The sequence below is a fragment of the Clostridium sp. Marseille-QA1073 genome (assembly GCF_054863625.1).
Map to the genome: position 1 here is coordinate 13,688 of NZ_JBSVQM010000015.1, position 24,335 is coordinate 38,022.

21 protein-coding genes are annotated in these 24,335 nt (G+C 27.1%); 18 read left to right on the top strand and 3 right to left on the bottom strand.

The window, feature by feature from the left end:
• The first annotated feature begins 330 nt into the window (after nucleotides 1-330).
• From glmM to glmS, 13 genes are all read left to right on the top strand, one after another.
• Nucleotides 331-1,680, top strand: a complete 1,350-nt coding sequence (gene glmM / locus ACY1IQ_RS13640) for a phosphoglucosamine mutase (protein WP_461614457.1) — start codon at nucleotides 331-333, stop codon at nucleotides 1,678-1,680.
• Between the two features lie 749 nt (nucleotides 1,681-2,429).
• Nucleotides 2,430-3,149, top strand: coding sequence for an ABC transporter ATP-binding protein (locus ACY1IQ_RS13645; protein WP_461614458.1), 720 nt, complete (start codon nucleotides 2,430-2,432; stop codon nucleotides 3,147-3,149).
• Between the two features lie 12 nt (nucleotides 3,150-3,161).
• The gene (locus ACY1IQ_RS13650) at nucleotides 3,162-4,730 is read left to right on the top strand and encodes a putative ABC exporter domain-containing protein (protein WP_461614459.1); all 1,569 of its coding nucleotides are present in this window, start codon (nucleotides 3,162-3,164) and stop codon (nucleotides 4,728-4,730) included.
• Between the two features lie 173 nt (nucleotides 4,731-4,903).
• Complete coding sequence (locus ACY1IQ_RS13655; protein ID WP_461614460.1) at nucleotides 4,904-5,470, top strand: RNA polymerase sigma factor; 567 nt, start codon at nucleotides 4,904-4,906, stop codon at nucleotides 5,468-5,470.
• The gene (locus ACY1IQ_RS13660; RefSeq protein WP_461614461.1) at nucleotides 5,449-6,819 is read left to right on the top strand and encodes a hypothetical protein; all 1,371 of its coding nucleotides are present in this window, start codon (nucleotides 5,449-5,451) and stop codon (nucleotides 6,817-6,819) included. The genes ACY1IQ_RS13655 and ACY1IQ_RS13660 overlap by 22 nt, the downstream gene beginning before the upstream one ends.
• 794 nt (nucleotides 6,820-7,613) lie before the next feature.
• Nucleotides 7,614-7,805, top strand: coding sequence for a hypothetical protein (locus ACY1IQ_RS13665; protein ID WP_461614462.1), 192 nt, complete (start codon nucleotides 7,614-7,616; stop codon nucleotides 7,803-7,805).
• A gap of 79 nt (nucleotides 7,806-7,884) precedes the next feature.
• The gene (locus tag ACY1IQ_RS13670; protein WP_461614463.1) at nucleotides 7,885-9,195 is read left to right on the top strand and encodes a radical SAM protein; all 1,311 of its coding nucleotides are present in this window, start codon (nucleotides 7,885-7,887) and stop codon (nucleotides 9,193-9,195) included.
• Complete coding sequence (locus ACY1IQ_RS13675; protein ID WP_461614464.1) at nucleotides 9,188-9,874, top strand: ABC transporter transmembrane domain-containing protein; 687 nt, start codon at nucleotides 9,188-9,190, stop codon at nucleotides 9,872-9,874. The genes ACY1IQ_RS13670 and ACY1IQ_RS13675 overlap by 8 nt, the downstream gene beginning before the upstream one ends.
• Before the next feature lie 76 nt (nucleotides 9,875-9,950).
• Complete coding sequence (locus ACY1IQ_RS13680; protein WP_461614465.1) at nucleotides 9,951-10,778, top strand: ATP-binding cassette domain-containing protein; 828 nt, start codon at nucleotides 9,951-9,953, stop codon at nucleotides 10,776-10,778.
• Between the two features lie 166 nt (nucleotides 10,779-10,944).
• Nucleotides 10,945-11,148: a hypothetical protein gene (locus tag ACY1IQ_RS13685; protein WP_461614466.1), complete on the top strand. Its 204-nt coding sequence runs from the start codon at nucleotides 10,945-10,947 to the stop codon at nucleotides 11,146-11,148.
• 240 nt (nucleotides 11,149-11,388) lie between these two features.
• On the top strand, nucleotides 11,389-12,711 hold the full coding sequence (locus tag ACY1IQ_RS13690; protein ID WP_461614467.1) for a TraB/GumN family protein: 1,323 nt from the start codon (nucleotides 11,389-11,391) through the stop codon (nucleotides 12,709-12,711).
• 643 nt (nucleotides 12,712-13,354) lie between these two features.
• Complete coding sequence (locus tag ACY1IQ_RS13695; RefSeq protein WP_461614468.1) at nucleotides 13,355-13,546, top strand: hypothetical protein; 192 nt, start codon at nucleotides 13,355-13,357, stop codon at nucleotides 13,544-13,546.
• 943 nt (nucleotides 13,547-14,489) lie between these two features.
• Nucleotides 14,490-16,316 carry a glutamine--fructose-6-phosphate transaminase (isomerizing) gene (gene glmS / locus ACY1IQ_RS13700; RefSeq protein ID WP_461614469.1) on the top strand — a complete coding sequence of 609 codons (1,827 nt, stop codon included), beginning with the start codon at nucleotides 14,490-14,492 and terminating at the stop codon, nucleotides 16,314-16,316.
• 415 nt (nucleotides 16,317-16,731) lie between these two features.
• Here the strand turns inward: glmS and ACY1IQ_RS13705 are convergent, their stop codons facing one another.
• Nucleotides 16,732-17,631: an AraC family transcriptional regulator gene (locus ACY1IQ_RS13705; RefSeq protein ID WP_461614470.1), complete on the bottom strand. Its 900-nt coding sequence runs from the start codon at nucleotides 17,629-17,631 to the stop codon at nucleotides 16,732-16,734.
• Between the two features lie 257 nt (nucleotides 17,632-17,888).
• On the opposite strand from ACY1IQ_RS13705, the gene ACY1IQ_RS13710 reads away from it, so the two are divergent.
• From ACY1IQ_RS13710 to murC, 5 genes are all read left to right on the top strand, one after another.
• The gene (locus ACY1IQ_RS13710) at nucleotides 17,889-18,347 is read left to right on the top strand and encodes a GNAT family N-acetyltransferase (protein ID WP_461614471.1); all 459 of its coding nucleotides are present in this window, start codon (nucleotides 17,889-17,891) and stop codon (nucleotides 18,345-18,347) included.
• Between the two features lie 187 nt (nucleotides 18,348-18,534).
• Nucleotides 18,535-19,011 (top strand): NUDIX hydrolase, encoded by a 477-nt coding sequence (locus ACY1IQ_RS13715; protein ID WP_461614472.1) that lies wholly within the window; start codon nucleotides 18,535-18,537, stop codon nucleotides 19,009-19,011.
• A gap of 17 nt (nucleotides 19,012-19,028) precedes the next feature.
• Nucleotides 19,029-19,487, top strand: coding sequence for a GNAT family N-acetyltransferase (locus ACY1IQ_RS13720; RefSeq protein WP_461614473.1), 459 nt, complete (start codon nucleotides 19,029-19,031; stop codon nucleotides 19,485-19,487).
• A gap of 99 nt (nucleotides 19,488-19,586) precedes the next feature.
• A complete protein-coding gene (locus ACY1IQ_RS13725) occupies nucleotides 19,587-20,438 on the top strand; it encodes an aminoglycoside 6-adenylyltransferase (RefSeq protein WP_461614474.1) in 852 nt (283 codons plus the stop codon).
• Between the two features lie 135 nt (nucleotides 20,439-20,573).
• Complete coding sequence (gene murC / locus ACY1IQ_RS13730; protein WP_461614475.1) at nucleotides 20,574-22,010, top strand: UDP-N-acetylmuramate--L-alanine ligase; 1,437 nt, start codon at nucleotides 20,574-20,576, stop codon at nucleotides 22,008-22,010.
• A gap of 206 nt (nucleotides 22,011-22,216) precedes the next feature.
• Here the strand turns inward: murC and ACY1IQ_RS13735 are convergent, their stop codons facing one another.
• Nucleotides 22,217-22,780, bottom strand: a complete 564-nt coding sequence (locus ACY1IQ_RS13735; protein WP_461614530.1) for a D-glycero-alpha-D-manno-heptose-1,7-bisphosphate 7-phosphatase — start codon at nucleotides 22,778-22,780, stop codon at nucleotides 22,217-22,219.
• A 224-nt stretch (nucleotides 22,781-23,004) separates the two neighbouring features.
• Entirely contained in the window at nucleotides 23,005-24,042 is a 1,038-nt protein-coding gene (locus ACY1IQ_RS13740; RefSeq protein ID WP_461614476.1) for a zinc-dependent alcohol dehydrogenase, read from the bottom strand.
• Nucleotides 24,043-24,335 lie beyond the last annotated feature (293 nt).

Sequence of the window (24,335 nt, forward strand, 5' to 3'; positions counted from 1 at the left end):
TTGTAAACTAAAAAAGTTTTAATTAGAATGCTTAAAATTCCAACATTTTTAACATATAAATTAAATTTGAACTGGTATAACTATAGATACATTTAAAAGCATGATATAAGGTCATGCTTTTTTTACTTGAGCTCATTGTCGCAATTTCCAATTTCTTCTCATATTGTAGAGGTAAGGGTTTTATATTATAATAACAATGTATATTCATTAATAATCTATGAAAGAAACTATATTTATATAAAATTTGATTTTAGGCATCTGAAATAAAATAATTAGTAAAGATGTCTTGTGCGAAATTAGAGAAAAACGGATTAGAAAAGAGGTAAAAATATGAGTAGAATATTTGGTACTGATGGTGTTAGAGGCATTGCTAATAGTGAATTAACAGTAGAACTTGCATATAATTTGGGACGAGCAGGAGCTTATGTACTAACTGAAACAGCACATAAGCCTAAAATATTGGTTGGAATGGATACTAGAATATCAGGACATATGCTTGAAGCAGCATTGGTTGCTGGAATCTTATCTGTTGGTGCGGAAGCAGTTTGTTTAGGTATTGTTCCAACTCCAGCTGTTGCTTATTTAATTAAGAAATATAATGCTGATGCGGGAGTAGTTATATCTGCTTCTCATAATCCTGTGGAGTATAATGGTATAAAGTTCTTTAATAAGGAAGGATTTAAGTTAAGTGATGAGTTAGAAGATAAAATACAAGCTACTATAGAAAATAATTTTCAAGGAGTGCCTGTTCCTGTAGGAAAAGACTTAGGAAAAAAATCTATATTTGATACAGCCATTGAGGATTATGTTGATTTTGCAATTTCAACAGTTGAGGGAAATCTAGAAGGATTAAAAATAGCAATAGATTGTGCTAATGGTGCTTCATACAAGACTTCAGAATTAGCACTTAAAAAGTTGGGAGCAGAAGTCTTAACTATAAATAATACTCCAGATGGATGTAATATAAATTTAAATTCTGGTTCAACTCATCCTGAAGGGTTAATGAAATTTGTTGTTGATAACAAGTGTAATTTAGGACTAGCCTTTGATGGTGATGCTGATAGATGTTTAGCAGTTGATGAAAAGGGAAATCTTATTAATGGAGATTTTATGATGGTAATTGCTGCAAAGCATTTAAAACAGCAAGGAAAGTTAAATAAGGATACAGTAGTTGTAACTGTTATGAGTAATTTAGGATTAGATATAGCATTAAAAGAAGAAAATATAAAAACTATCAAAACTAAAGTTGGAGATAGATATGTTTTAGAAGAAATGAAAAAGAGCGGATATAGTATAGGTGGAGAGCAGTCAGGACACGTTATATTCCTAGACCATAATACAACAGGAGATGGATTAGTGTCAGGATTACAACTTGCTTCAACAGTTAAAGCAAGTGGAAAAACTTTAAGTGAACTTGCTTCAGTTATGACAGAACTTCCACAGATATTAGTTAATGCTAAAGTTCCTAATGATATGAAAAATATTCATAATGAAGATAAGGAAATAATGGATGAAATAGCTAAAATGGAAGCAAGACTTCAAGGATGTGGAAGAGTATTAATAAGACCTTCAGGAACAGAACCTTTAGTAAGAGTAATGCTTGAAGGAAAAGTTCAAAGTGAATTAGATGAGATGGCACATTCACTAGCTAAATTAATAGAAGAAAAGGCAAATAAATAAACTCTTTAACTAGCAATAATTTTATTGCTAGTTTTTTGCTTTAGTAGAATAGTAGTGCAGCCATGAAAGGATTCTCGTGAGGTGCAGTACCTAATTTAATAAATAATTTTATTGGAACTTAATTCTTAATAAATTAATATATTGAAAAATTGTATATTATAAGCTGCACATTGTTAATTCAATAACATTATTTAATTATTAAAAATTCATTAAATTACTAAACTTAAAGTTTTTATATGCAATAATAGAAGAGAAACAAATTTATTATATAACTCTACTTAATTATAAGTTAATAATTATAAACTATGAATTTAACCTTACTCTGAAGAACTTAGCCAATTGAGAATTGACTATGGAGAATTGACAATTATGGTGGAAATTAATTTTGTAAATTAATTTCTTAAAATGGATTATTCAGCAAAAGTAACATAGTCACTTTAAAAAGAAATAAGTTTAAAACTTATCTTATAAAAGAGAAGTATTAGTAATTCTCCATTGTCAACAGTCGATTCTCAATTATAAAAGGGTGTAGTGTTTAGTTAATAGGAAATTGACAATTATAGTAGAATTTAATTCTTACTGAATTAATTTCCTAAAATGAATCAATTATGAATTTCTTCAATTTTATAAAGAAATTCATAAAATATACTAAAGATTTACTTGTATTTATAAAAGTTATGAGTTATTATATACTATATTAAACGATATAAGATAATATGTATTACATATTATTGATAAGGGGGAAAACAATGTTAAAGGTTGAAAATCTAACAAAGAAATATGGTAAAACCTTAGTGGTAAAGGATGTATCCTTTGAGGTTAATGATGGAGAGATTGCTGTATTGTTAGGACCAAATGGTGCAGGAAAATCAACCACTATAAAATCAATCTTAGGATTATTGAAAACTAAGGGAGAAATTAAGGTAAATGGATATGAGAATAAGTCTATAGAGGCTAAAAGAGACTTAGGGTTCATTCCAGAGATGCCAGTTTTATATGATTGGTTAACAATAGAGGAACATGTTGAGTTTGTATCTAAGGCTTATGGAATAAAAGATTATAAAGAAAAAATGGAAGAGTATTTTGAGAGATTTGATTTAAAAGATAAAAGAAGCAAGCTTGGTAGAGAACTATCTAAAGGTATGCAACAAAAGGTTTCAGTTATTTGTGCTCTAATTACAAATCCAAAAGTAATTTTATTTGATGAGCCAATGATAGGACTTGATCCTAAGGCGATAAAAGAGATTAAAGCAATTATTAAAGAATTAAAAAATAATGGTTGTACTATTGTTATTTCAACTCATATTATAGATTCTGTAGATGAACTTTGGGATAGAGCTTTAATAATGGACAAGGGTGAAATTGTAGTGTCTAAGTTAAGATCCGAAGTTGAAGAAGGTGGAGAATCACTAGAAGAAATTTTCTTTAGAGTAACAGAAAAAAGTAATAAAGAAGCAGAAGAAAAGTAGGAGGTGGGATAAATGAAACCATTACTTTATATACATTATAGAAGCTTCATTAATTTTTTTAAGGATATGGTTAAAAAGCCTCTAAAGCTTTTAGGTATGACTTTTTATATTGGACTATTAGTCTTTGCAATAATTGCAGGATTAAAAAGTGCAACAAGTGGTGATTACAAATCGCCAGAAATGCTATTAGCTATAACATCAAGCGTTTGCATTTTCTTTTATGGATTAACCTTATTTGGTAGTGGAAGTAGTAAGGGGCTATTTAGAAAAAGTGATGTAAACTTTGTATTTACATCTCCTATTAAGCCGCAAAAGGCAATTGTTTATGCCTGCATTAAAAATATGGCACAGCTTCTTATGTTTATCATTATGATTGCATTTAATTCAGCTACATTGGTGAAGTTCTTTAATTTAAAAGATACAGGTTTAATAAATATTTATGTATCAATGATTTTTTGCTTAATTTCAACTAGTGCGGTATCTGTATTATTAATAGCACTAAACACTAAATATCCGATATTAGATAGAATAACTAAGTATATAGCATATATATTAGGTGTAACTCTTGTTATACAATTTGGATTTAGTTATTTTTCAACTAATAACTTATATGAAGCATTTATAAACACTTTTAATAGTAATGTTTTATATTATATTCCATTACTAGGATGGAATATGCAGATAGTTAAAGGTGGATTAGTTGGTTTTGAAGTTAACACTATTATTTTCATAGGAGTATTTTTATTATTTATAGCTGCAATAATCTACACTATAAATAAAATGAGCTTAGAGTATACAGAAGAAATGGTACAAAAAGCAGAAGAGTTTGAAGAAGCGCTAGAATCTGTTAAAGATGGTAAACAAATGAATGTTTTCAGCAAAAATAGAAAGGCAAAAATGTTAAGAGAAGCCAAAGTTAATTACAATAAAAGTGGTGCTGCAACAATCTTTAAAAGACAGATTTTAGAATTTAAAAAGCGTGGAGTATATACTCAAGGATTAAAATTATTAGCATTTACATTAATTACTGCTATAGCAACATATAAATCAGGAGAAAACGGATTCAATATAGCACTTGGAATAAATTTATATTTTGCTTTTATAATGACAATGTCTGGAGCAGTAGGAGGAGAAAGAAAAAAACACTATATTTATTTAATTCCAGATAGTAATTTCAATAAGTTATTTTATAGTACTTTATTTGATAACTTAATCACTATTTTTAATGGGTTAGTAATTTTCTTACTTCCTGCTATTATATTTAGAATAAGTATAATTAATGTAGTATTAAATATAGCTATATATTCAATGTTTCATTATTATTTAAGATATAATGAAATAATATTTAGTAAGTATTTAGGAAATATATTAACAAAACAATTGAAACCACTTATATATTCCTTACTTTTGGTTATAACTTTAGCCTTAGGTGGAGTAATAATTGGAGTAACATCAGCTTACATTGGTGAAGCATTCACTATTATTTATGGTAAAATAATAGCATTAATATATATAACAATTTTATGTTTCATATTTATGATATGGGCAAAAGCTATATTTAATAATATGGAATTGGAATAAAGGGATTTAAGAATAGCAATAGAAGATAGCTTTGAAAGAGGCTATCTTTTTTTGTGATTAAATTAATAGTTATAATACATAAAATTTTATTATTTTTCCAAAATTTAAGCTTTAAAGTTGTATTACTATATGAAAGGCTTTTCAAACTAGTAAATTTTGGGGGGAGGGGTATTGTGGATGATAAAGAAATCATCAAATCAATATTAGAGGGAAATAAGAACGATTTTGAAAAAATACTCATTAAATATGATAAAAAAGTATATGGATTTATATGTAAGCTTATAGGAGATAAACATATAGCTCAAGATTTGGCTCAAGAGACTTTTCTTAAGGCATATAGAAATCTTTATAATTTTGATTGTAATAAAAATTTTATAACTTGGCTTTTTACTATAGCTAAGAATACTAGTTTTAATTATTTAAAAAGCAATGAAGCTAAAAGCTTTGAAAAAATTGACGAAGAATTTGCCCATGATTTAACACCAGAAGTAGTTATTGAAAATAAAGAAAACGCGAAAGAACTATATGAATTAATTCATAGTCTGCCTGAAAAATATAGAGTTCTAATATTACTTAAATACGTAGAAAAATTAACTGCAGAAGATATAGGAAAAGTTCTAAACCTGCCAAAAGGTAAAGTAGAATCAAGACTTTATATAGCTAGGCAAAAACTTATATCCATGAGAAATAAGAATAATGAAAAGAAGGTGAAGAATTTATGTATGATAAAAGACAATTAAAACTTATAAATAAGCTATTTAATAAAGAGAAAACATATGATATAAATTCTGAAGAAGAAGCCATTCTTGAAGAAGAACTTTTAGAACTATTTGAGGAAGAAAAGCCAGATGAAAATTTTAGAAGTAATATAATGGAATTAATAAATAAAGAAGATGTTCAATTTAAGAATAAAAAGTTAAGAAAAAATAAAAAATCCTTAATAGCAGCTTGTGCAGTTGTACTAGTTTTAATGGTTATATTGCCACATAACAAAGTTATAGTAGATGCTATTGAACAATGGGTAAGAAATATAACTATTAGCAATAAGAATATCTCACAAACTTTTAAAAGCGTAGAAGACATAGAAAGTTTGATTGATAAAAATGAAGAAAGAAAATTAGATGAGTATGAAAAAATGAAAATGTTTAGACCAATATGTAGAAAAGTATATAAAAATATTAATTCAAAAGAAGCGGAAGAATACCTTAAAGATGAATCAATAATACAATTGCATAAGGTTGGTAATTTAGAATTATGTAATATGATATATCAAGAATACAATAATTATAAGAGGTTTGAATATCATTTTTTACGTAGAGCAGATAAAAATGTGGAGGATTATGGAAATGTTGATATTGTTATAGAGCAGCATGAGGAAGTTTTTACAAATATGACTACTTACAGCGAAAACAGTGAGTTTAAAAAAGTTAAGGTATTATCTTATGAAGGGGTATTTGAAGATACAACATCTAAGTATGATAGTAAATGGGCCTATTCAAAATCTATTTTTGTACCTATTCCAGAAGAAAAAGTAGAGGTGACATTAGTATTTCAGAATTATTTAAGTGAAAATTTTGAAAAAGAAATAATAAAAATGACGGAGCAGATAATAAAAGAAATAAAGAGAAATAAGAATTTAAAAATAGTTACTGAGAAAAAATATGATACTGCAAAAGAGGGAAAGAAATATATAAAAGATCAATCAATTATAAAGTTACATGAACTATTAGGAATACAATTGGATAGTATGGAATATAAAAAGTATACTACTAAAGAAAAATTCAGCTATTTATATATAGATAAAAATCTTGAGGCAACATCTTCTAAGAGTATAAATAATATTAGTGTAGACATAACAAAATATAATAAAGATAATAGTAGCAATATATCAGTACCAATTTCAATTTTTGAAAAAGTAAAGATTTTATCTTATGATGGAATATTTATGACACGTTATGATGATGGCAATTGCCTTGAATTATATATGCCAGATAAAAAAATTAAGATACATTTATCTTCTACAAATGATATGAAAAAAGAAGATGCAATAAAAGCTATGGAAGCAATAATAATGGACATTAACAAATAATTTAAATATGGCAGAAACAGAATGGTATTTAAGAAGCTCTTAAATACCATTTTGTTTATGTACTTAGTTACAGGATAAATTTATATTATTTCATACTTTTGCTCTTTAAATAACTATATCAGAAATTTTAGTCAACGAGAAATTAACAATTATAGTTGAAATTAATTGAGAAAGGTGCATTGTAAATTAATTCCACCTCACATGAACAGCTTATACAATTGAAAGTTGATAATGAAAAATTGATAATTGTGGTTGAGATTAATTTCTTTAAATAGATTTTTCAATAAAAGTGACTGTGTCACTTTTAAAATAAATCAGTTCAAAACTTATTTCATAAAAGAGAAGTATCAATAATTATCCATTGTCAATCGTCAATTCTCAATTGCATAAAGGTGCAGTATTCCGTTAATTGAAAATTAAGTATTAAGAATGAAGAATTATGGTTGAAATTAATTGTTAAGGAATTAATTTCTTAAATATACTTTTGTAGGGGCAAAAAGTGTTCGCCAGTTCCATAATATATTTTTAGAAAGCTGTTGGAAAATGATCAAAATTTGGTCAAAGGCAACAGTTTCTTTTTATAAAGATTATTTTCATATTTTCATATAAATTGTTGTAATATGATGAACATTGCGTATTTTATTTATGGAATTTGTAGATAATTAAAAAGATATTATATTTACAAAAAGATAAAAAATAGAAATAATGTTTATAAAATGTTAATTATTTCTATTGTTTATATAGTCTAATATAGATTTGTATCATGATATAGAAAAATTAAGGGGGTTTAGTAAATGGAAATCATAGTGAAAGGATTTAATAATTCATCAGGAACATTTGGTGAGTCATGTACATGTGATTGTAATTGTAATTGTAATTGTGTTTACAACGATCTTGGAGACAAAGTTTTTGATGATATTCAGTGTGCTAAAAAAGGAAAGTTTGATTGGGGATATGAGTGTACGAGACATACTCCATCTAACTAAATATGAAATTTATGAAATTTATGAAAATAGTGAAAGGTAGAATATTTCTACCTTTTACTATATGAAATGGGGGATCAGAATGAAATATAAAAAATCTAAATATAATATAGAAATAGATAATCTAGATAATGAAAAAGTTATATTATTTAACACTTTTTCAGGTGCGTTAGCAACAATGAAAAATGAAGAGTATAACATATATAATAATATTGAAGATGTAGATATAGATAACGAAAAAAATTTAGATATAATAAATTTAATGTATAATAATGGATATATTGTTGAAGATGAAATAGATGAGTATAAAAGATTAGAATTGGAAACTAAGTTCGTAAGATATAGTAATAAAGGAGCATTACATATAACTATTGCACCAACAATGAATTGCAATATGGAATGCCCATATTGCTTTGAGCAAAAGGACGCAAAAAGGATGGATAAGGATATAGAGACTAAAATAATTAAATATATAAAAAATTATTTATCAAGAAATCAGGAAATAAATGCATTAACTGTTGCATGGTATGGTGGGGAACCATTACTAGAAAAAGAAACCATAAAAAGAATGTCTAAAGAAATAATAGAATTCACTAAAGAAAATAATATAGATTATACATCAAAAATAATAACTAATGGCGTTTTATTAGATTATGATACAGCTAGAATGTTAAAAGAGGAATGTAAAATATCATTTGCTCAAATTACATTAGATGGTGTTTATGAAACTAATAATAAAACTAGAATTTTAAAAAATAGAGATGATAGTTTTAAAATAATCACAAATAACATAGAAAAAGCAAAAGATATTTTAGATATTACAGTAAGAATGAATATAAGTAAGGAAAATGTAGAAGATAGTAAAAAATTAACTGAATTTTTTGTTGATAAAAATTGGCAGGAAAAAGTTAATTTATATTTTTCGCCAGTAACATCGAATACGGATGTAAATAAAAATATTTCTAATAAATGTTTTACTATGAATGAATTCAATGAAAATTTTTTAGAATTTGAGAGTCATTTGGTGACAAATGGTATTAGAGAGAATGTAACATATCCAGAAAATTTTTTTGGATGTTCTGCTATAGGAGTACATGGATTAGTAATAGACCCTGAAGGGAACTTTTGTAAGTGTTGGCATAGAATAAATATACCTGAATACTATATTGGAAACATAAAGGAAGGCATTAATATAAATAAAGAATATATTGAATGGCTTACTTTAGAGACACCAAAAAAATGCACTGAATGCAAGATATATCCTATATGCAAAAGTGGATGTCCACATGATAGATTAAATAATAATAATATTCCAATATGTGAATATTCAATGAATCAATTAATAGATCAAATAAAAACATTTTATAAAAATTTAGATAAAGAATATGCATAAATATGCTTTCAAATATCTAAAAAAATACAAGGCATATGGGATTATTGTAATAATTTTGAGTATTATAGGTTCTATATCTAACATTTTAAATTCATATATAATTAGTATTTATATTGATAAACTTATTGAGGTAGTAACTTATAATTATATTTATAAATTTATATGTATTTTGTTTATTATTTTTATTATAAATATATTATCAAAATATATAAATAACTTAATCATGATTAATATTGTTATGAAATCTGTATTTGACATGATATATGATATTTTTGAACATGTAAAAAGAATCCCATTAGAAATATTAAATAAATTTGATAGTGTATATTTAAATCAGAGAATTAATAGTGATAGTAATGAAATTATAAGTTATGTGACTAATAATTTTATAGGTATAATCTTAAATAGTTTAAATATATGCATAATAAGTACAATATTATTAAAAATAAGCTACAAGATAAGTGTTATACTATTTTTCATGATACCTGTATATTTATCTATATATTTTTTATTTAAGAACTTGCTTTATAAATATAATAAAAAATTAAAAGAAGTTCAAAATAGATATATGTCAGTATTAAATAGTCAAATTACAAATGTAAAATTAATAAAAATGAATAGTTGTTTTGAATTTTTTTCAAATTCTATGAAAAAGAATTTGAAGAATATTTCAAATTAAATTTTAAAACATCTTTTCATAACATAAATTTTAATTTTATTGGATTAATAACATCGAGTATATCTACAATATTATTATGTTTAATGGGTTTTTTGAGATAAAGAAAGGTAATTTATCAGTAGGAAAATTTATTGCTATAAATAATTTTTTTCCAATGCTAGTTAATAGCATTGAATATTTTTTCCAATTAGGATCAAATTATCAAAAAGCTAATGCATCATATCAACGTATAATGGAAATCTTACAAATAGATAAAGAAAAAAATGGTTTAGAAAAGCTGGAGATTATAGAAAATATAATATGCAAAGATATATCATTTTCTTATAATGGATGTAAAAATATAATAGATAAATTTACATACGAATTTAAGAAAGGAAATATATATTGTGTTTTGGGTGGAAATGGTAAAGGGAAAACTACATTAATAAATATATTAACTGGTTTATATCAGAGTTTTGATGGACAAGTTTTATATAATAATATAAATATAAATAATATGGATCTATATTATTTAAGGCAGAACAAAGTTTCTGTATCAGAACAAGAACCAACTCTAATACAGGATTCTATACAAAATAATATAACTTATGATAATGAAAACATTGAGAAGAAAATGGTAGAGTACTATATAAATAAATTTAATTTAAATCAATTTAATTTGGATTATGAAATAAATAGTGGTAATAATATTTCAGGTGGTGAAAAACAAAAGATTTCATTGATAAAGTGTTTTTCCAAAAAAAGTAATCTAATTATATTAGATGAGCCAAGTTCTGCATTAGATAGTAAAAGTATAGAAGTATTAAAGAGTGAATTATGTGAATTAAAGAAAGAAAATATCATAATTATAATAACCCATAACCATTCTTTTGAAGATATTTGTAATTATAAAATTTGCTTATAAAAATTATAAATGAATGAGATCTTGTGAAAGAACATTATATACATTATATGTTTAATATGCATTTTAGTATGAGAAATTATTTTTTATAATTATCCTATGATTAAACGTAATTTAGTAAAAATATTAAGTCTATTAAAATTAGTAATCAATATAGAAATAAGGGAAGTTGATAATAGAAATCATAATAAAAGGATTTAATAATTCATCAGGAACATTCGAGGAAATGTGTACATGTGATTGTAATTGTAATTGTAATTGTAACTGTGTTACAGATGATAGTACAGGATTTATTTATGAAGAAGTTCAATGTGCAAAAAAAGGAAAGTATGATTGGGGCGCTACGTGTAAAAGACATACTCCAACAGGCTAAATAAAATGATAAAATAAATGAGCTGTTGTAAAATGACTAGAATCCAGTCAAGAGTGACAGCTCTTTTTAATATAAATAGGAAATAGTTCAATTCATTATTGCAATTTATCAGAAATTAATTTTTAAAGTATATTTTTGTAGGAGTAAATACTGTTCACAATTTTTGTAATGTGTATTTAGAAAGTTGCTGCAAAATGACTAAAATTTATTTTTAAAAACTTATATAAAGGAGGAAAAGTTTTGAAGAGAAGAATTATATATATTATATGTTTTATATGTATTTTAGTAGGAGGAATTATTTTTTATAATCGTCCTATGAATCATATTGATTATATTAAGAAAAATAGTAGAGATTTAAAACTTAATGATATTGATGATAATAGTGATTTAGATTTAATATGGGAAGATATAAAGGATAAAAGCATAATTTTTACAAATGAGCATCATGGTATTAAAGAAAATTCAGATATTCAATATAAATTTATAAACTATTTAATGGATAATTGGGATTTAGAATATTTTTTAATGGAATGTGGACATGCATCAGGAGTTATTTTAAATGAGTATTTACAAAGTGGAGATGAAAAATTATTAGATGATATTTTTGAAAATGGAGTCTTAGAAAAAGGGAATACTTATGAAGCAAAGGAATTTATGAAAAAATTATACTTAAAAAATAAGGATTTACCAGAGGATAAAAAATTAATTATAGTTGGATTAGATGTTATGGAAGAACCAGGAGGAGTAACTTATTATTTTAAAAATATATCAGAAAAGCATAAGGAAATGCCTAAAGTACAATTAGATAAAATGAAAAGTATTCTACAATATTCTGAATTAGAGTGGACTGCAACAGAAAAAAGTAGTGAATTTTTAAAAGTCATTGAAGACTTAGATAAAGACTTAGAAGAAAGTGAAAATGCATATGTAAAATATTTAGGCAATGATGGACTGTTTGATCTTAAGTTAATAGTAAATAATTTAAAAAGCAGTTCCGACATAGAAAAGTCACTTAAAAAAGGAGGGATGACTGCTAATAAAGGATATTATGAACTAAGGGATAAAATGAGTTATGAAAACTTTAAAAAGATATATGAACGTTTTGGAGGCGGAAAGTATTATTCTCATTATGGATTACAACATGTTTATCAAAATGAAATTAATACTGTGAAATTTTTAGCTGCAAACTTTAAAGAAGATCCTAATTTTAAAGATAATATATATAGTATAAATACCATATATAAAGAAGGACAATATTATAATTATTCGAATTTAGCACCAGTAGAATATTATAGTATTACCACAGATTTAAAAAATATTTTAAAAGAAGCTGGCATGGAAAATGGAAACAAAATAATTGTATTAGATAATAAAAGAAGCCCTTATAAAAAGAAAATTTTTAAAGAATGCTTTCAATTTCCTGAAGCTGAGATAAATGAGGAGCTTTTTAAAGAAAATAAAGGGGTAACTACAGATTATTTTCAATCAATAATAGTAATAGAAAATCCAACTCCAATTAAGTGGTTGCATTGGGAAGATTTTATAAAGGGAAACATTAAATAAAGATTAAAAATTATGCAATGAGTTAGAAATAAATAATGCATTAATAGTAAAATTGAATATTATAGTAAAATGTGAATAAGAGGCTGTTTTAGAGCTAACTTTTTAAGTTAATTCCAAAACAGTCTCTTTTTTATAAGAAGTTACTACGTAATTTGGAAAAATTAATTCAAGACTTGCCTCTAAAGGAGAAATATCAATAATTGTTCAGCGTCAATCATCGATTTTCAATTGTGTAAGGGTACAGCATTTAGTTAATTGAGAATTAAGTATTAACAATGAAGAATTATGGTTGAAATTAATTCTTTGTAAATTAATTTCTTTAATATACTTTTGTAGGGGTGAACAGTGTTTGCCAGTTCTATAATACATTTTTAGAAAGCTAGTGCAAAGTGATTAAGATTTGGTCAAAGGCAACGGTTCCTTTTTATAAAGAATTATTTTATATTTTTATAAAAATTGTTGTAATATGATGGAAATTGCGTATTTTATTTATGAAATTTGTAATCAATTATAAAAGACATTATATTTACAAAAAGTACAAGAAATGGAAATAATATTCACAAAATATCAATTATTTTTACTGTTTATATAGTTTAATATAGATTTGTATCATGGTATAAAAAAATTTAAGGGGGACTTAGCAATGGAAATTATAGTAAAAGGATTTGGTAATTCATCAGGAACATTCGGGGAAATGTGTACATGTGATTGCAATTGTAATTGTAACTGTGTTACAGCTGATGATACAGGTAAGACGTATGACGAGATTCAATGTGCTAAAAAAGGAAAGTTTAATTGGGGATATGAGTGTACGAGACATACTCCATCTAACTAAATATGAAATGGGGGATTAGAATGAAATATAAAAAATCTAAATATAATATATAAATAGATAATCTAGATAATAAAAAAGTTATATTATTTAATACTTTTTCAGGTACATTAGCAATAATGAGAAATAAAGTGAATAAAGGCTGTTTTAGAGCTAACTTTTTAAGTTGATTCTAAAACGGCCTCTTTTTTATAAGAAGTTACTACGTAATTTGAAAGAAATTTTTGTAGGGGCGAACAGTGTTCGCCAGTCTTCTTTTGTTTATACATCATAATTTAAGATAGATTAATATTATGACAAACACTGTTCGCCGCTACAGTTAGATAATTAATATGGAATTGAATTTTTACTAGCATGAAGTTGCTAGTTTTTTTATTGTAAGAAGTTACTGTGTAACTTGAAGAGAAATTAATTCAAGACTTCTCCCTAAAGGAGAAGTATCAGCAATTGTCCATTCTCAATCGTCAATTCTCAATTGTATAATCCCTAATCTTAAACGAATTCTTATTTGTTTTGGTAAATATAATGATATGATAACGTTATTTTTAGGAGGTGAATATTTGTTGGCATAAATTAACATTGACCATTTTAAATTACTTGAATATAATAAACTGAGATTTAATTAGTTTAAATCTTAAATTTTTAAAGCGCCAGAACTTATAGAGTTTTTATTAGTAAAGCTTTCAAGAAAGCCATTACTAAAGAGTTTGTAAGTTGACGAGGATGGGGAGTATCGAATCTTCGGCGGGTGCCCCACGGTATCGCACTACCGTTAACGATTGACAAAAGCAGAGAGTAATTTCTGTTACAAATCAATCTGGTGTTAAAACCTTATTATGCAATATAAGGAAATGGTTCTATGTTTATGGTATTTATTGAATATTGTGACAAATGGCCTTTGCTTATCTTTGTGTAAAATATTTTAATATGGAAGGAAGAAGATTTTATGTGCGGAATAGTAGGTTATTTCGGAAAAAGAGAAGCGTCACCATTATTAGTTGAAGGTTTAAGTAAACTGGAGTACAGAGGTTATGATTCAGCAGGAGTTGCTATTTTAAAAGAAGATAATCTTGAAATAGCAAAATGCAAGGGAAGACTTTCTTGTCTTGAGGAAAAGTTAAAGGAGAGTCCTCTTCATGGAACAATAGGAATAGGACATACAAGATGGGCAACTCATGGACAGCCATCAGATGTTAACTCACATCCACATTCAAATGGAAAGAAAACTATAAGTGTTGTTCACAACGGAATTATAGAAAATTATATCAGTATTAGAGAGTGGTTAATATCAAAAGGATATGAATTCACATCCGAAACAGATACAGAAGTAATACCTCAGCTTATAGATTATTACTACGATGGAGATTTGATTAAAGCTGTAATGAAAGCAGTTTCCAAAATGGAAGGGGCTTATGCAATAGGAGTTGTTACAACTCATGAACCAGATAAGATGGTGGCTGTAAGAAAAGATAGCCCACTTATAGTTGGTCTTGGAAAAGATGAGACTTTTATAGCTTCAGATATACCAGCAGTTTTAAATCAAACTAGAGACATTTATTTATTAGAAGATAAAGAGTTTGTTATTATAACTAAAGATGGTGTTAAAATAATAAATGAAGATGAAGAAGTTGTAAATAAAGAAGTTTATCATGTAACTTGGGATGCAGATGCTGCTGAAAAAGGCGGATATGAGCATTTTATGATAAAAGAGATACATGAACAACCAAAAGCAATAAAAGATACAATGACATCAAGAATAGTTTTAGGACAACCTATAAAGCTTGATGATATTCATATAACTAAAGAGCAAATAAATAAACTTAATAAAATTTATATAGTTGCTTGTGGAACAGCCTATCATGCTGGAGTAGTTGGAAAATATGTTATAGAAAAGCTTGCTAGAATACCAGTTGAGCTTGATATAGCATCTGAATTTAAATATAGAGATCCAATTTTAGATGAAAATTCATTAATGATAGTTATAAGCCAATCAGGAGAAACAGCAGACACTATGTCAGCATTAAGACTTGCTAAATCTAAAGGTGCAAGAGTTATAGCTGTTACAAATGTTGTAGGAAGTTCAGCTTCAAGAGAGGCGGATGACGTTCTATATACTTGGGCAGGACCAGAAATAGCAGTTGCATCAACAAAGGCTTATGTAACTCAGCTTATAGCAATGTATATAATTGGATTATTCTTTGCACAAAACAAAGAAACTCTATCAAATGAGGAAATAGAAGAAATTAAAGCTGCAATGCTAGAACTTCCAGGAAAAGCAGAAAAAGCATTAGAATGTAAAGAAGTAATACAAAAAATGACTTCAAAAACATCTATGCAAAAGGATATGTTCTTCTTAGGAAGAGGACTTGACTATGCAGTAGCAATGGAAGGTTCATTAAAGCTTAAAGAAATATCTTATATTCACTCAGAGGCATATGCTGCTGGAGAATTAAAACATGGTCCAATAGCATTAATTGAAGATGGAACCATAGTAATAGCATTAGCAACTCAAGAAGAGTTATATGATAAAATAGTGAGCAACGTTCAAGAGGTTGTATCAAGAGGCGCTAAAGTATATATGATAGCACAAGAGGGACACTGTGAAGTACAAAAAACAGTTAACTCAGCAATCTATATACCAAAAGTAATGGATTTACTAGCACCAGTAATCACAGTAATTCCACTACAACTATTCTCATACTACATGGCAATAGAAAAAGGCTGCGACGTTGATAAACCAAGAAACCTTGCAAAATCAGTAACAGTTGAATAAGATATTATAGATAAAAAAGTAGACTTAGAATAACTTTTATTCTAAGTCTACTTTTTTAAACTAAGATGTAGAATTTAAAGTATATTATAGGGTTCCTTAATGAAAAATTAACTTATGCATAATTTTAATTTCCATAACAAAAATTATTTTCTATGAATGAAAAATGAAGAATCATGGTTAAAACTTCACCAGCAAAGCCTTTGGAGTTTTTTAAAATGAATTTCATCCTAAATTTTTCATTTTTAATTGTTAACCCTTAATCTCTAAGAGGTTAATCTGTTTTTATATAAAATTTATTCTCCAGAGTATATATTAAGTTTCCGCATTGTATCTCTATAATGCATTAATATATGGGGTTGCAGGTTTAAAGTAAATAAAAGAATCTTCTAAGCTAGAAGGTTCTTATGAAAATCTTTTATTTTCTTAGAATAGGTGCGTAAATCTTAATCATGAATGATTCGTCTTTAAAATTAGCATCGTATACCTCAAAACTAGGAAGTTTTGAGTAAACATATTTGTTCTTGGTATAAATTGTTTGAGGTTGTTCCAGACCTTGCTCACGTAGCCATGTCTTGTAAAAATATTTCCAAAATTCTCCGCTAGTTTCCATAGCGAGGATAGTATCAAATACTGCGTATTCACAGGTGTCAAATCTACGGGCAATCAAACCAGAAGGCAAGTTGTCAAGTGTAGAAACTTCCACGCCAACCATATACTTGGCCGTATCATTTCCTCTTGATTCATGAGTCATACCATATACTACTGGGTGATTTACTTGATCAGGAATTAATTCTACCAAATTTTCATTATTCCATTGGTCATATAAATCTCCTATATTGTCAGTACCTATATTGTAGTCAATATCAGCTTCAATTCCCACTACTAGGAAGCTTTCTTTTGTGACAAACTTTACATTTTCGAAGCATTGTTTTAAATCCATAATTATACCTCTTTCCATAAATAAATTTTCTGGAGGAAAAGGATCAATAGGTGGATTTATTTTTCTGAAATGTGCCGGTGGAATTTTGTATTGACGTACAAATTTCTTAGTAAGCGATTGCTGAGAAGAAAAGCCTGATTCAAAGGCTATAGAAATGATTCTCTTATCAGTTTCTTTAAGTGCTTTTGCTGCTTGGTATAAACGGTATTGATTAACATATTCTTTCACGGTGTAACCTGTAATAATTCTAAATACCATTGAAAAGTAAGATGGTGAAAGATATATATATTCAGCTATATCAGAAACTAAGATATTTTCGTCATAGTTTCTGTGTATAAACTCTGTCGCTTTAAATATAGTATTCAGATAATCCATGTTAATCCATCCTTCCAATATTATATTACTATATCAGGCATGTAAAAGTTTTGTCAGAATCAACTTAGTTTGAAATTTACCTATCAAACATTCAAATTTGATGGAGATGAGTGAGGGATTGTACCATAAATTATATATGGCTCAAGCTAAGAATTATAGAGAATAAATGTAAGTAAGAGAGAAGATATGGTAAAATATATGTAATTAAAATTTGTAATTTATTATGGTTTAAATTTTATGAAGGGGATTTTAACATTATGGTTAACATCAGACATGCTAAGGTAGAGGAATATGAAAATTTAACTGATATAGCTATTAAATCCGAGGCCTATTGGGGATATGATTCTGATTATATGGATAAGTTTAAGTCCATTTACAATGTAAGTAAAGAATTTATAAAAAATAATTCCACTGCTCTTATAGAAGAAGATAACAGTATCATTGGATTTTATGGTTTAATATGCAAAGATAATGAGGCTTCTTTAGAGTATTTTTTTATTGAACCTAAATACATAGGTAAAGGATATGGAAAATTGCTATGGAATTATCTAGTTAGCGATTGCAAGAATCTTGGTATTAAAGACTTTGACATAGTAACAAGTCAACAGGCTAAAGAGTTTTATGTAAAAATGGGAGCAATACCATGTGGAGAAGTAGAGTCTCTTCTAAAAAAAGGACGCATAATTCCACAATTAATTTACACAGTAGAAAAGTAGAGAGTTTTACAATTGATTTTTAAGACTCATTTTAGAATGAGTCTCAATTTATTTTTAGCTTTAATTGAAAAGTTAAATGAATCTAGTAATAATTATTTAAAAATAACAGTAAAAAAATCCATCTTGAATTGTGCCTAAATAAGTAAAAAATTATAACAAATCGAAATTTAAATTTTGTGGAGGAATTATGGAAACTGTTATTGGATGCTCAGCAATAATATATGATAATAATAAAAAAGTTTTGATTTCACAAAGAAGTAAAACAAAACATAAATTTCCGTTATTTTGGGAAACAGTAGGTGGAACTTTAGAAAATGAAGAAAGTCCAGAAGAATGTATTAGAAGAGAGGTTAAAGAAGAATTAAATTGCAGCATTAGAGATTTAGAATTATTTAAGGTCTATATTATTAATTCAGATAATCGTTATGTTTTAATTGTGTATACAGGTAAACTTATTGGTGAAGTAGAAGCAAATGGAGAGATAGAGCAAGTTAAATGGGTAACTAGGAATGAAATTGATAAATACAATTTTATGGGAAATTGCAAAGAAAAGATTATAGACTTTTATAATGAGGAAGCTGAGAAAAGAATTGAAGAACTTAGAGATAAACAGAATATAAAAAGATATAAAGTGGGCAATTGTAGGAAATTACATCCAAATTAATTTTAGGGGGATATTTTATGTATCAATATTATAAGGGATTGATTATTAGAGAAGGAGCAGATGGACTTAAGGGGGATACGATTAAAAAAATGTACAATGAGGTTGGTTGGGTGTCTGCAAGTCAACCATCATGGCAAGATGAAAAGTACGAAATCTGCTTCAAAAATTCATCATGGGTTTTCACTGTCTGGGATAAGGAAGATATGATAGCTATGGTAAGGGTTGTGTCAGATAGAATTATGACTGCAACAATCCAAGACCTAGCTGTGAAAGAAGAGTATCGAGGAAAAGGCATAGGTAAAAAACTTGTGGACCTGTGTTTAGAAAAGTTACCCCATGGAAATTGGTGGGCGCATACAACTCCAGAAAATTATGACTTCTATAAAAAATGCGGATTTGAAATGCCTCAAATATCTGATAGTTCAACAATGACATATATGGGATATACTAAGGCTAAATTAGAAGGACATAGATAGATAATGTTTTAGATTTTTCTTAAGATGTGCATCAAATTGTAATTATTACAAGGGACTAATATATTGTGCACTAGATATGATAAGAAGGGAACAATAAATATGCGAAGTGAACAAGAAATGATGAATTTGATATTGAATATAGCAAAGGATGACGATAGAATTCGTGCTGTATATTTATCTGGTTCAAGGGTAGATCCTAATGCGACACATGATAAGTATTCAGATTTTGATATTATTTATATAGTGAAAGATATTCAGTCTTTTACAAGCAGTGAGCAATGGTTAGGATGTTTTGGAGATAGATTAATCACGCAAAAGCCAAATGATTGGTACAGTCATCCATATGATTATAGCAGTAACCAAGATTTTGTATATTTAATGCAATTTAAAGATGGGAACAGAATTGATTTAACTCTTGTAGATATTGAAAATATTCAGGGAAAAATATATGATAAAGAACCTAGAATTATATTACTTGATAAGGATGGAATAGATGGATTAGATGCTATTGAAGTAGGCGATTACTATTATATTCAAAAACCTACAGCAGAAGAGTTTAGAGATTGCTGCAATGAATTTTGGTGGTTAAGTATAAATGTTGCAAAGGGATTATGTAGAGAAGAATTGATGTTTGTTAAGTCATTTATGGAACGTTATGAAATGGATATGTTTTTAAGGATGCTTAATTGGAAAGTTGGAATTGAATACGATTTTTCAGTTTCTACAGGAAAATGCTACAAATATTTTAAGAGATATCTTAGTGATGAAGAGATGGACAGATTTACAAATTTATTTCCTAATAGCACATATGATGATATCTGGGCAAAGTTGTTTGAAATGTGTAAATTTTTCCATGAGATTGCTTCTAAGCTATCAGAACATTTTAAATTTGAATATTGCAAAGAGGAAGCAAAAAAGATTATGGAATATCTTAAATCAATGCAACAATAAAAAATAATTGGAAATGATTATACTAAAATATGTAATGTACCTCTTGAAGATTTACCAGATATTAATTTGGTAGATGATATAAAAAACATTAACTAAATCAAGAATAAAAGATAGGGAAAATAGGAGTGAATCATATTGAAAGATAAAATTAAAGTACATTTTATGGGTATATGTGGAAGTGGAGCTGCCCCTATAGCAATTATAGCTAAAAATATGGGATTTGAGGTATCTGGATGTGATTTAAATGTAAAAGGATACTATAGCAATACTCTTATAGAAAATAATATAGAAGTTAAAAAAGGTCATGATTCAAAACATATAGAAGGCATTGATGTTTTGGCGATTTCACCTGCTATTTTAGATATTTCACCTAATCATCCAGAAATCATAGCAGCTAGAGAAAGAGGCATTTTAATGACGTGGCAAGAATTTTCAGCTAGATATATCCAAAATGAAAAGTTTGTTATTTCCATTGCAGGAACTCATGGTAAATCCACAACTACAATTTTAATGGGAATTGTTTTAGAAAATGCAGAGTTGGATCCAATTGTTGAAGCAGGTACAACTTTTAAGAAGTGGGGTGGAGGATATAGGATAGGAGAGTCAAAATATTTTATCTGCGAGGCGGATGAATTTAATAACAATTTCCTTAACTATAATTCTTCCATAGCTATAATAAACAATGTAGAAATGGATCATCCAGAATTTTTTAAGGATTTGGATGAAGTTAAAGATTCTTTTAAGAAGTTTATAAAAAAACTTCAAATGCCCAAAATTTTAATTGTTAATGAGGAAAGTACAGCCCTTAAAGAAATATTATATGAATTAAAAGATTGGCTTCACGAAGAACAAGTAAAAGTTATAGGATATTATATAAATAATAATTGCGATTTTCCTTTTGATATAGAATATAAAGCAGTTCTAGGTAGAAGTCTTTCTGAATATTCAGAGTACAAAGTTATAAATGGAGATAAAGAATATGAATTTCAATTAGGATTAATAGGAAAACATAATATTGAAAACTCTTTAGGTACATTAATTGCTGCTTTAGAGTTAGATGTTGATATAGATGTAATAAAGGATTCTTTTAAAAATTTTAAGGGAATAGGAAGAAGATTAGAATTAATAGAAGATATAGAAGGTGTTAAAATTTATGATGATTTTGCTCATCATCCTACAGCTGTAGCATCAACATTAGAATCAATTAAAGTTAGCCACCCAGGAAAAAAAGTTTTTGCTATTTTTGAGCCGCATCAGATTTCAAGAATAAAGTTATTTTTTCACGAATTTGCAGAAGCATTAAAAAAAGCAGATAGAGTTATTATTTTAAAACCATTCTTAGGAAGAGAGGCAAATAAAAATATTGAACCAATAAATGTAGAAACATTGGTAAATGAAATAAATCCAGATATAGCAGAATATATAGAAGACTATGATAATGTATGCAATAAAATTATCAATGAAGTTGAAAATGGAGATATAATTATGGTTTTTGGAGCCGGTGAATCCTATAAATTATCTAGGAAAATCATTAATATGTTAAAAGAAAAAAGTAATATAGAGATAAATTAAAATCTTATAGGCTTTATTATAAAAAACCATATAATAATATCAAAAAATAAAGGAGCGTTTTTTATTTTAATCTATACTTTTAGTGATAAGATAAAATATATCATATTAGCTATAAATGTATATTACTTGTGGAAGTTAATATAACATTTCACTAAGTTTATAACGTTCCTTTTTCTATTTATATCTTTAAAGTACATATTATATATTTATTTAAAGTTTAATATCCAATTGACAGCTTTCAGAACATTTTCAGCAATATAATCAGCCTCATAATTAATCCATGTATCTCTAAATTCTGTTAAGCTTCCTTTTCCACCACCTGTCAATACTAGAACTCCTTTTACTCCTATTTTCTTCGATAAAATAATATCGGATATTCCCATGTCTCCTACTACAAAGCTATTTTTAAAATCAATGTTAAAATCTTGAACAGCCATATCAATTAATCCTGCTAATGTTTTTTTACAATTACACTTGTCTTCTCGAGTATGCGGAGAGCAATAAACTCCATCAATATATGCTCCTTCTTCTTTTAATCTTTTCTTTAAAAAATTCATTTTATCATCAAAGTATTCTTGTGAAAGATATCCTCTTGATATATTACTTTGATTTGTTATAATAATCGCCAGAATACCATTTTTATTTAGTTTTTTTATAGCTTCAATTGAAAAAGGATAGAAATCAAAGCTTCTAATATCATCTACCCCTGTTCCACCTAAAGTACCTTGCATATCTAAAAATACTGCCTTATTTAAAATATCTATACTTATAAATCTCCTCTATATTTTTTCAAAATAGTATATAGAATAAAAGTATAGTAGAACTTTTAATAGTATAAGTTAAAAAATAGATATATGTATATATGAATTAAACAATTTTTGTTTAAATTTCTCTATAAATTGTGATTTTAAACTATTTTTTCTAAAATCAAATAGTTATATAGTGTAATTTAGCCTGTTGTGCTAACTAATTTAACTAGCACAACAGGTATATATTAAGGTCTTATAAGTATTTTTATAGTATCTTCTGTTCTTTTATCAAAAATATTATAAGCTCTATCTATTTCATCTAAGCTTACTCTATGGGTAATTAATGGCTTAACATCTATCTTTTTAGAGGCTATTAAACTTAAAATGTCAGAAGCTAGATTTAAATCTCCAAGACCCATGGTTATATTAAGGTTTTTACAGAAAATTTCTGATAATGGAAAAAGTATATCTGCTCCTATACCAATAAGAGAAACTCTACCGCCAATTCCAGCACATTCTACAGCTTGTTGAATAGCTATCTCTGAACCAGAAGCTTCTATTACTACATCTGCTCCCTTACCTTCTGTAAGTTCATATACTTGCTTTAAAACATCACTTTTTGATGCATTTATTATATGAGTAGCACCTATTTCTTTTGCTTTATTCATTCTAAATAAGTCTTTTCTACCTACTAAAATTATTTTATTTGGGTTATATAGTTTTGAAGTTAAAATACTACTTAACCCTATAGGACCAGCTCCCATTATAACAACGTTATCTCCAGGTTTTATATTTGTTCTTTTTACAGCTGAATAAGAGGTTGATAGTATGTCAAAAACCATTACAGCTTCTTCATCGTCTATATTATCAGGTACATGTTTTAAACATATATCTGCAAATGGAACTCTAACATATTCTGCATGTACTCCATCAAGATTTTTACTTCCATGAACATTTAAAGAAGAACCCTTTACACAATGAGAAAAATTGCCTTTTAAACAATTTTCACATACTCTACAAAATGGAGCAGGAGGACCAATAACTCTATCATTAGGCTTAAAGTTCTTAACAGAGCTTCCTACTTGTTCAATTATACCAACATATTCATGTCCTAAAATAAAGCCTGGCTCTGAAGGGATAACCCCCTTTACTATATGAACATCGCTTCCACATAGAGCTGTGAGGGATACTTTGACTATTACATCAGTATCATTTACAATGGTTGGTTTTTCAACTTCCCTCAATTCAACCTTGTTAAAATCAGAAAAATAAAAAGCTTTCATAAAAATACCTCCCCTGAAATAACTCAATATAAGTACATTTTAATACATAAATCACGAAAAATTAACCAAATTTTACACATTTATAAAAATATCTTAATTAATCACCTCGGGGAACAGTTAAACAATTGAGAATTGATGATGAACAATTGACGATCATGATGGAAATCAACTCTTAATAATTGATTTCTTTAATGATTTTTAACCTACAATTTTATTAGTAGTTTTTGAGAATTTATATGTTAGCTGAAAGAGAAATTTAATAACTTTATATTGTAAATATTTATCTGTGCAGT

What these genes read in the sequence shown, in the direction of transcription:
- glmM (WP_461614457.1), top strand. Translation starts at nt 331, where the DNA reads ATGAGTAGAATATTTGGTACTGATGGTGTTAGAGGCATTGCTAATAGT.
- ACY1IQ_RS13645 (WP_461614458.1), top strand. Translation starts at nt 2,430, where the DNA reads ATGTTAAAGGTTGAAAATCTAACAAAGAAATATGGTAAAACCTTAGTG.
- ACY1IQ_RS13650 (WP_461614459.1), top strand. Translation starts at nt 3,162, where the DNA reads ATGAAACCATTACTTTATATACATTATAGAAGCTTCATTAATTTTTTT.
- ACY1IQ_RS13660 (WP_461614461.1), top strand. Translation starts at nt 5,449, where the DNA reads ATGTATGATAAAAGACAATTAAAACTTATAAATAAGCTATTTAATAAA.
- ACY1IQ_RS13665 (WP_461614462.1), top strand. Translation starts at nt 7,614, where the DNA reads ATGGAAATCATAGTGAAAGGATTTAATAATTCATCAGGAACATTTGGT.
- ACY1IQ_RS13670 (WP_461614463.1), top strand. Translation starts at nt 7,885, where the DNA reads ATGAAATATAAAAAATCTAAATATAATATAGAAATAGATAATCTAGAT.
- ACY1IQ_RS13675 (WP_461614464.1), top strand. Translation starts at nt 9,188, where the DNA reads ATGCATAAATATGCTTTCAAATATCTAAAAAAATACAAGGCATATGGG.
- ACY1IQ_RS13680 (WP_461614465.1), top strand. Translation starts at nt 9,951, where the DNA reads ATGTTTAATGGGTTTTTTGAGATAAAGAAAGGTAATTTATCAGTAGGA.
- ACY1IQ_RS13695 (WP_461614468.1), top strand. Translation starts at nt 13,355, where the DNA reads ATGGAAATTATAGTAAAAGGATTTGGTAATTCATCAGGAACATTCGGG.
- glmS (WP_461614469.1), top strand. Translation starts at nt 14,490, where the DNA reads ATGTGCGGAATAGTAGGTTATTTCGGAAAAAGAGAAGCGTCACCATTA.
- ACY1IQ_RS13705 (WP_461614470.1), bottom strand. Translation starts at nt 17,631, where the DNA reads ATGGATTATCTGAATACTATATTTAAAGCGACAGAGTTTATACACAGA.
- ACY1IQ_RS13710 (WP_461614471.1), top strand. Translation starts at nt 17,889, where the DNA reads ATGGTTAACATCAGACATGCTAAGGTAGAGGAATATGAAAATTTAACT.
- ACY1IQ_RS13715 (WP_461614472.1), top strand. Translation starts at nt 18,535, where the DNA reads ATGGAAACTGTTATTGGATGCTCAGCAATAATATATGATAATAATAAA.
- ACY1IQ_RS13720 (WP_461614473.1), top strand. Translation starts at nt 19,029, where the DNA reads ATGTATCAATATTATAAGGGATTGATTATTAGAGAAGGAGCAGATGGA.
- ACY1IQ_RS13725 (WP_461614474.1), top strand. Translation starts at nt 19,587, where the DNA reads ATGCGAAGTGAACAAGAAATGATGAATTTGATATTGAATATAGCAAAG.
- ACY1IQ_RS13740 (WP_461614476.1), bottom strand. Translation starts at nt 24,042, where the DNA reads ATGAAAGCTTTTTATTTTTCTGATTTTAACAAGGTTGAATTGAGGGAA.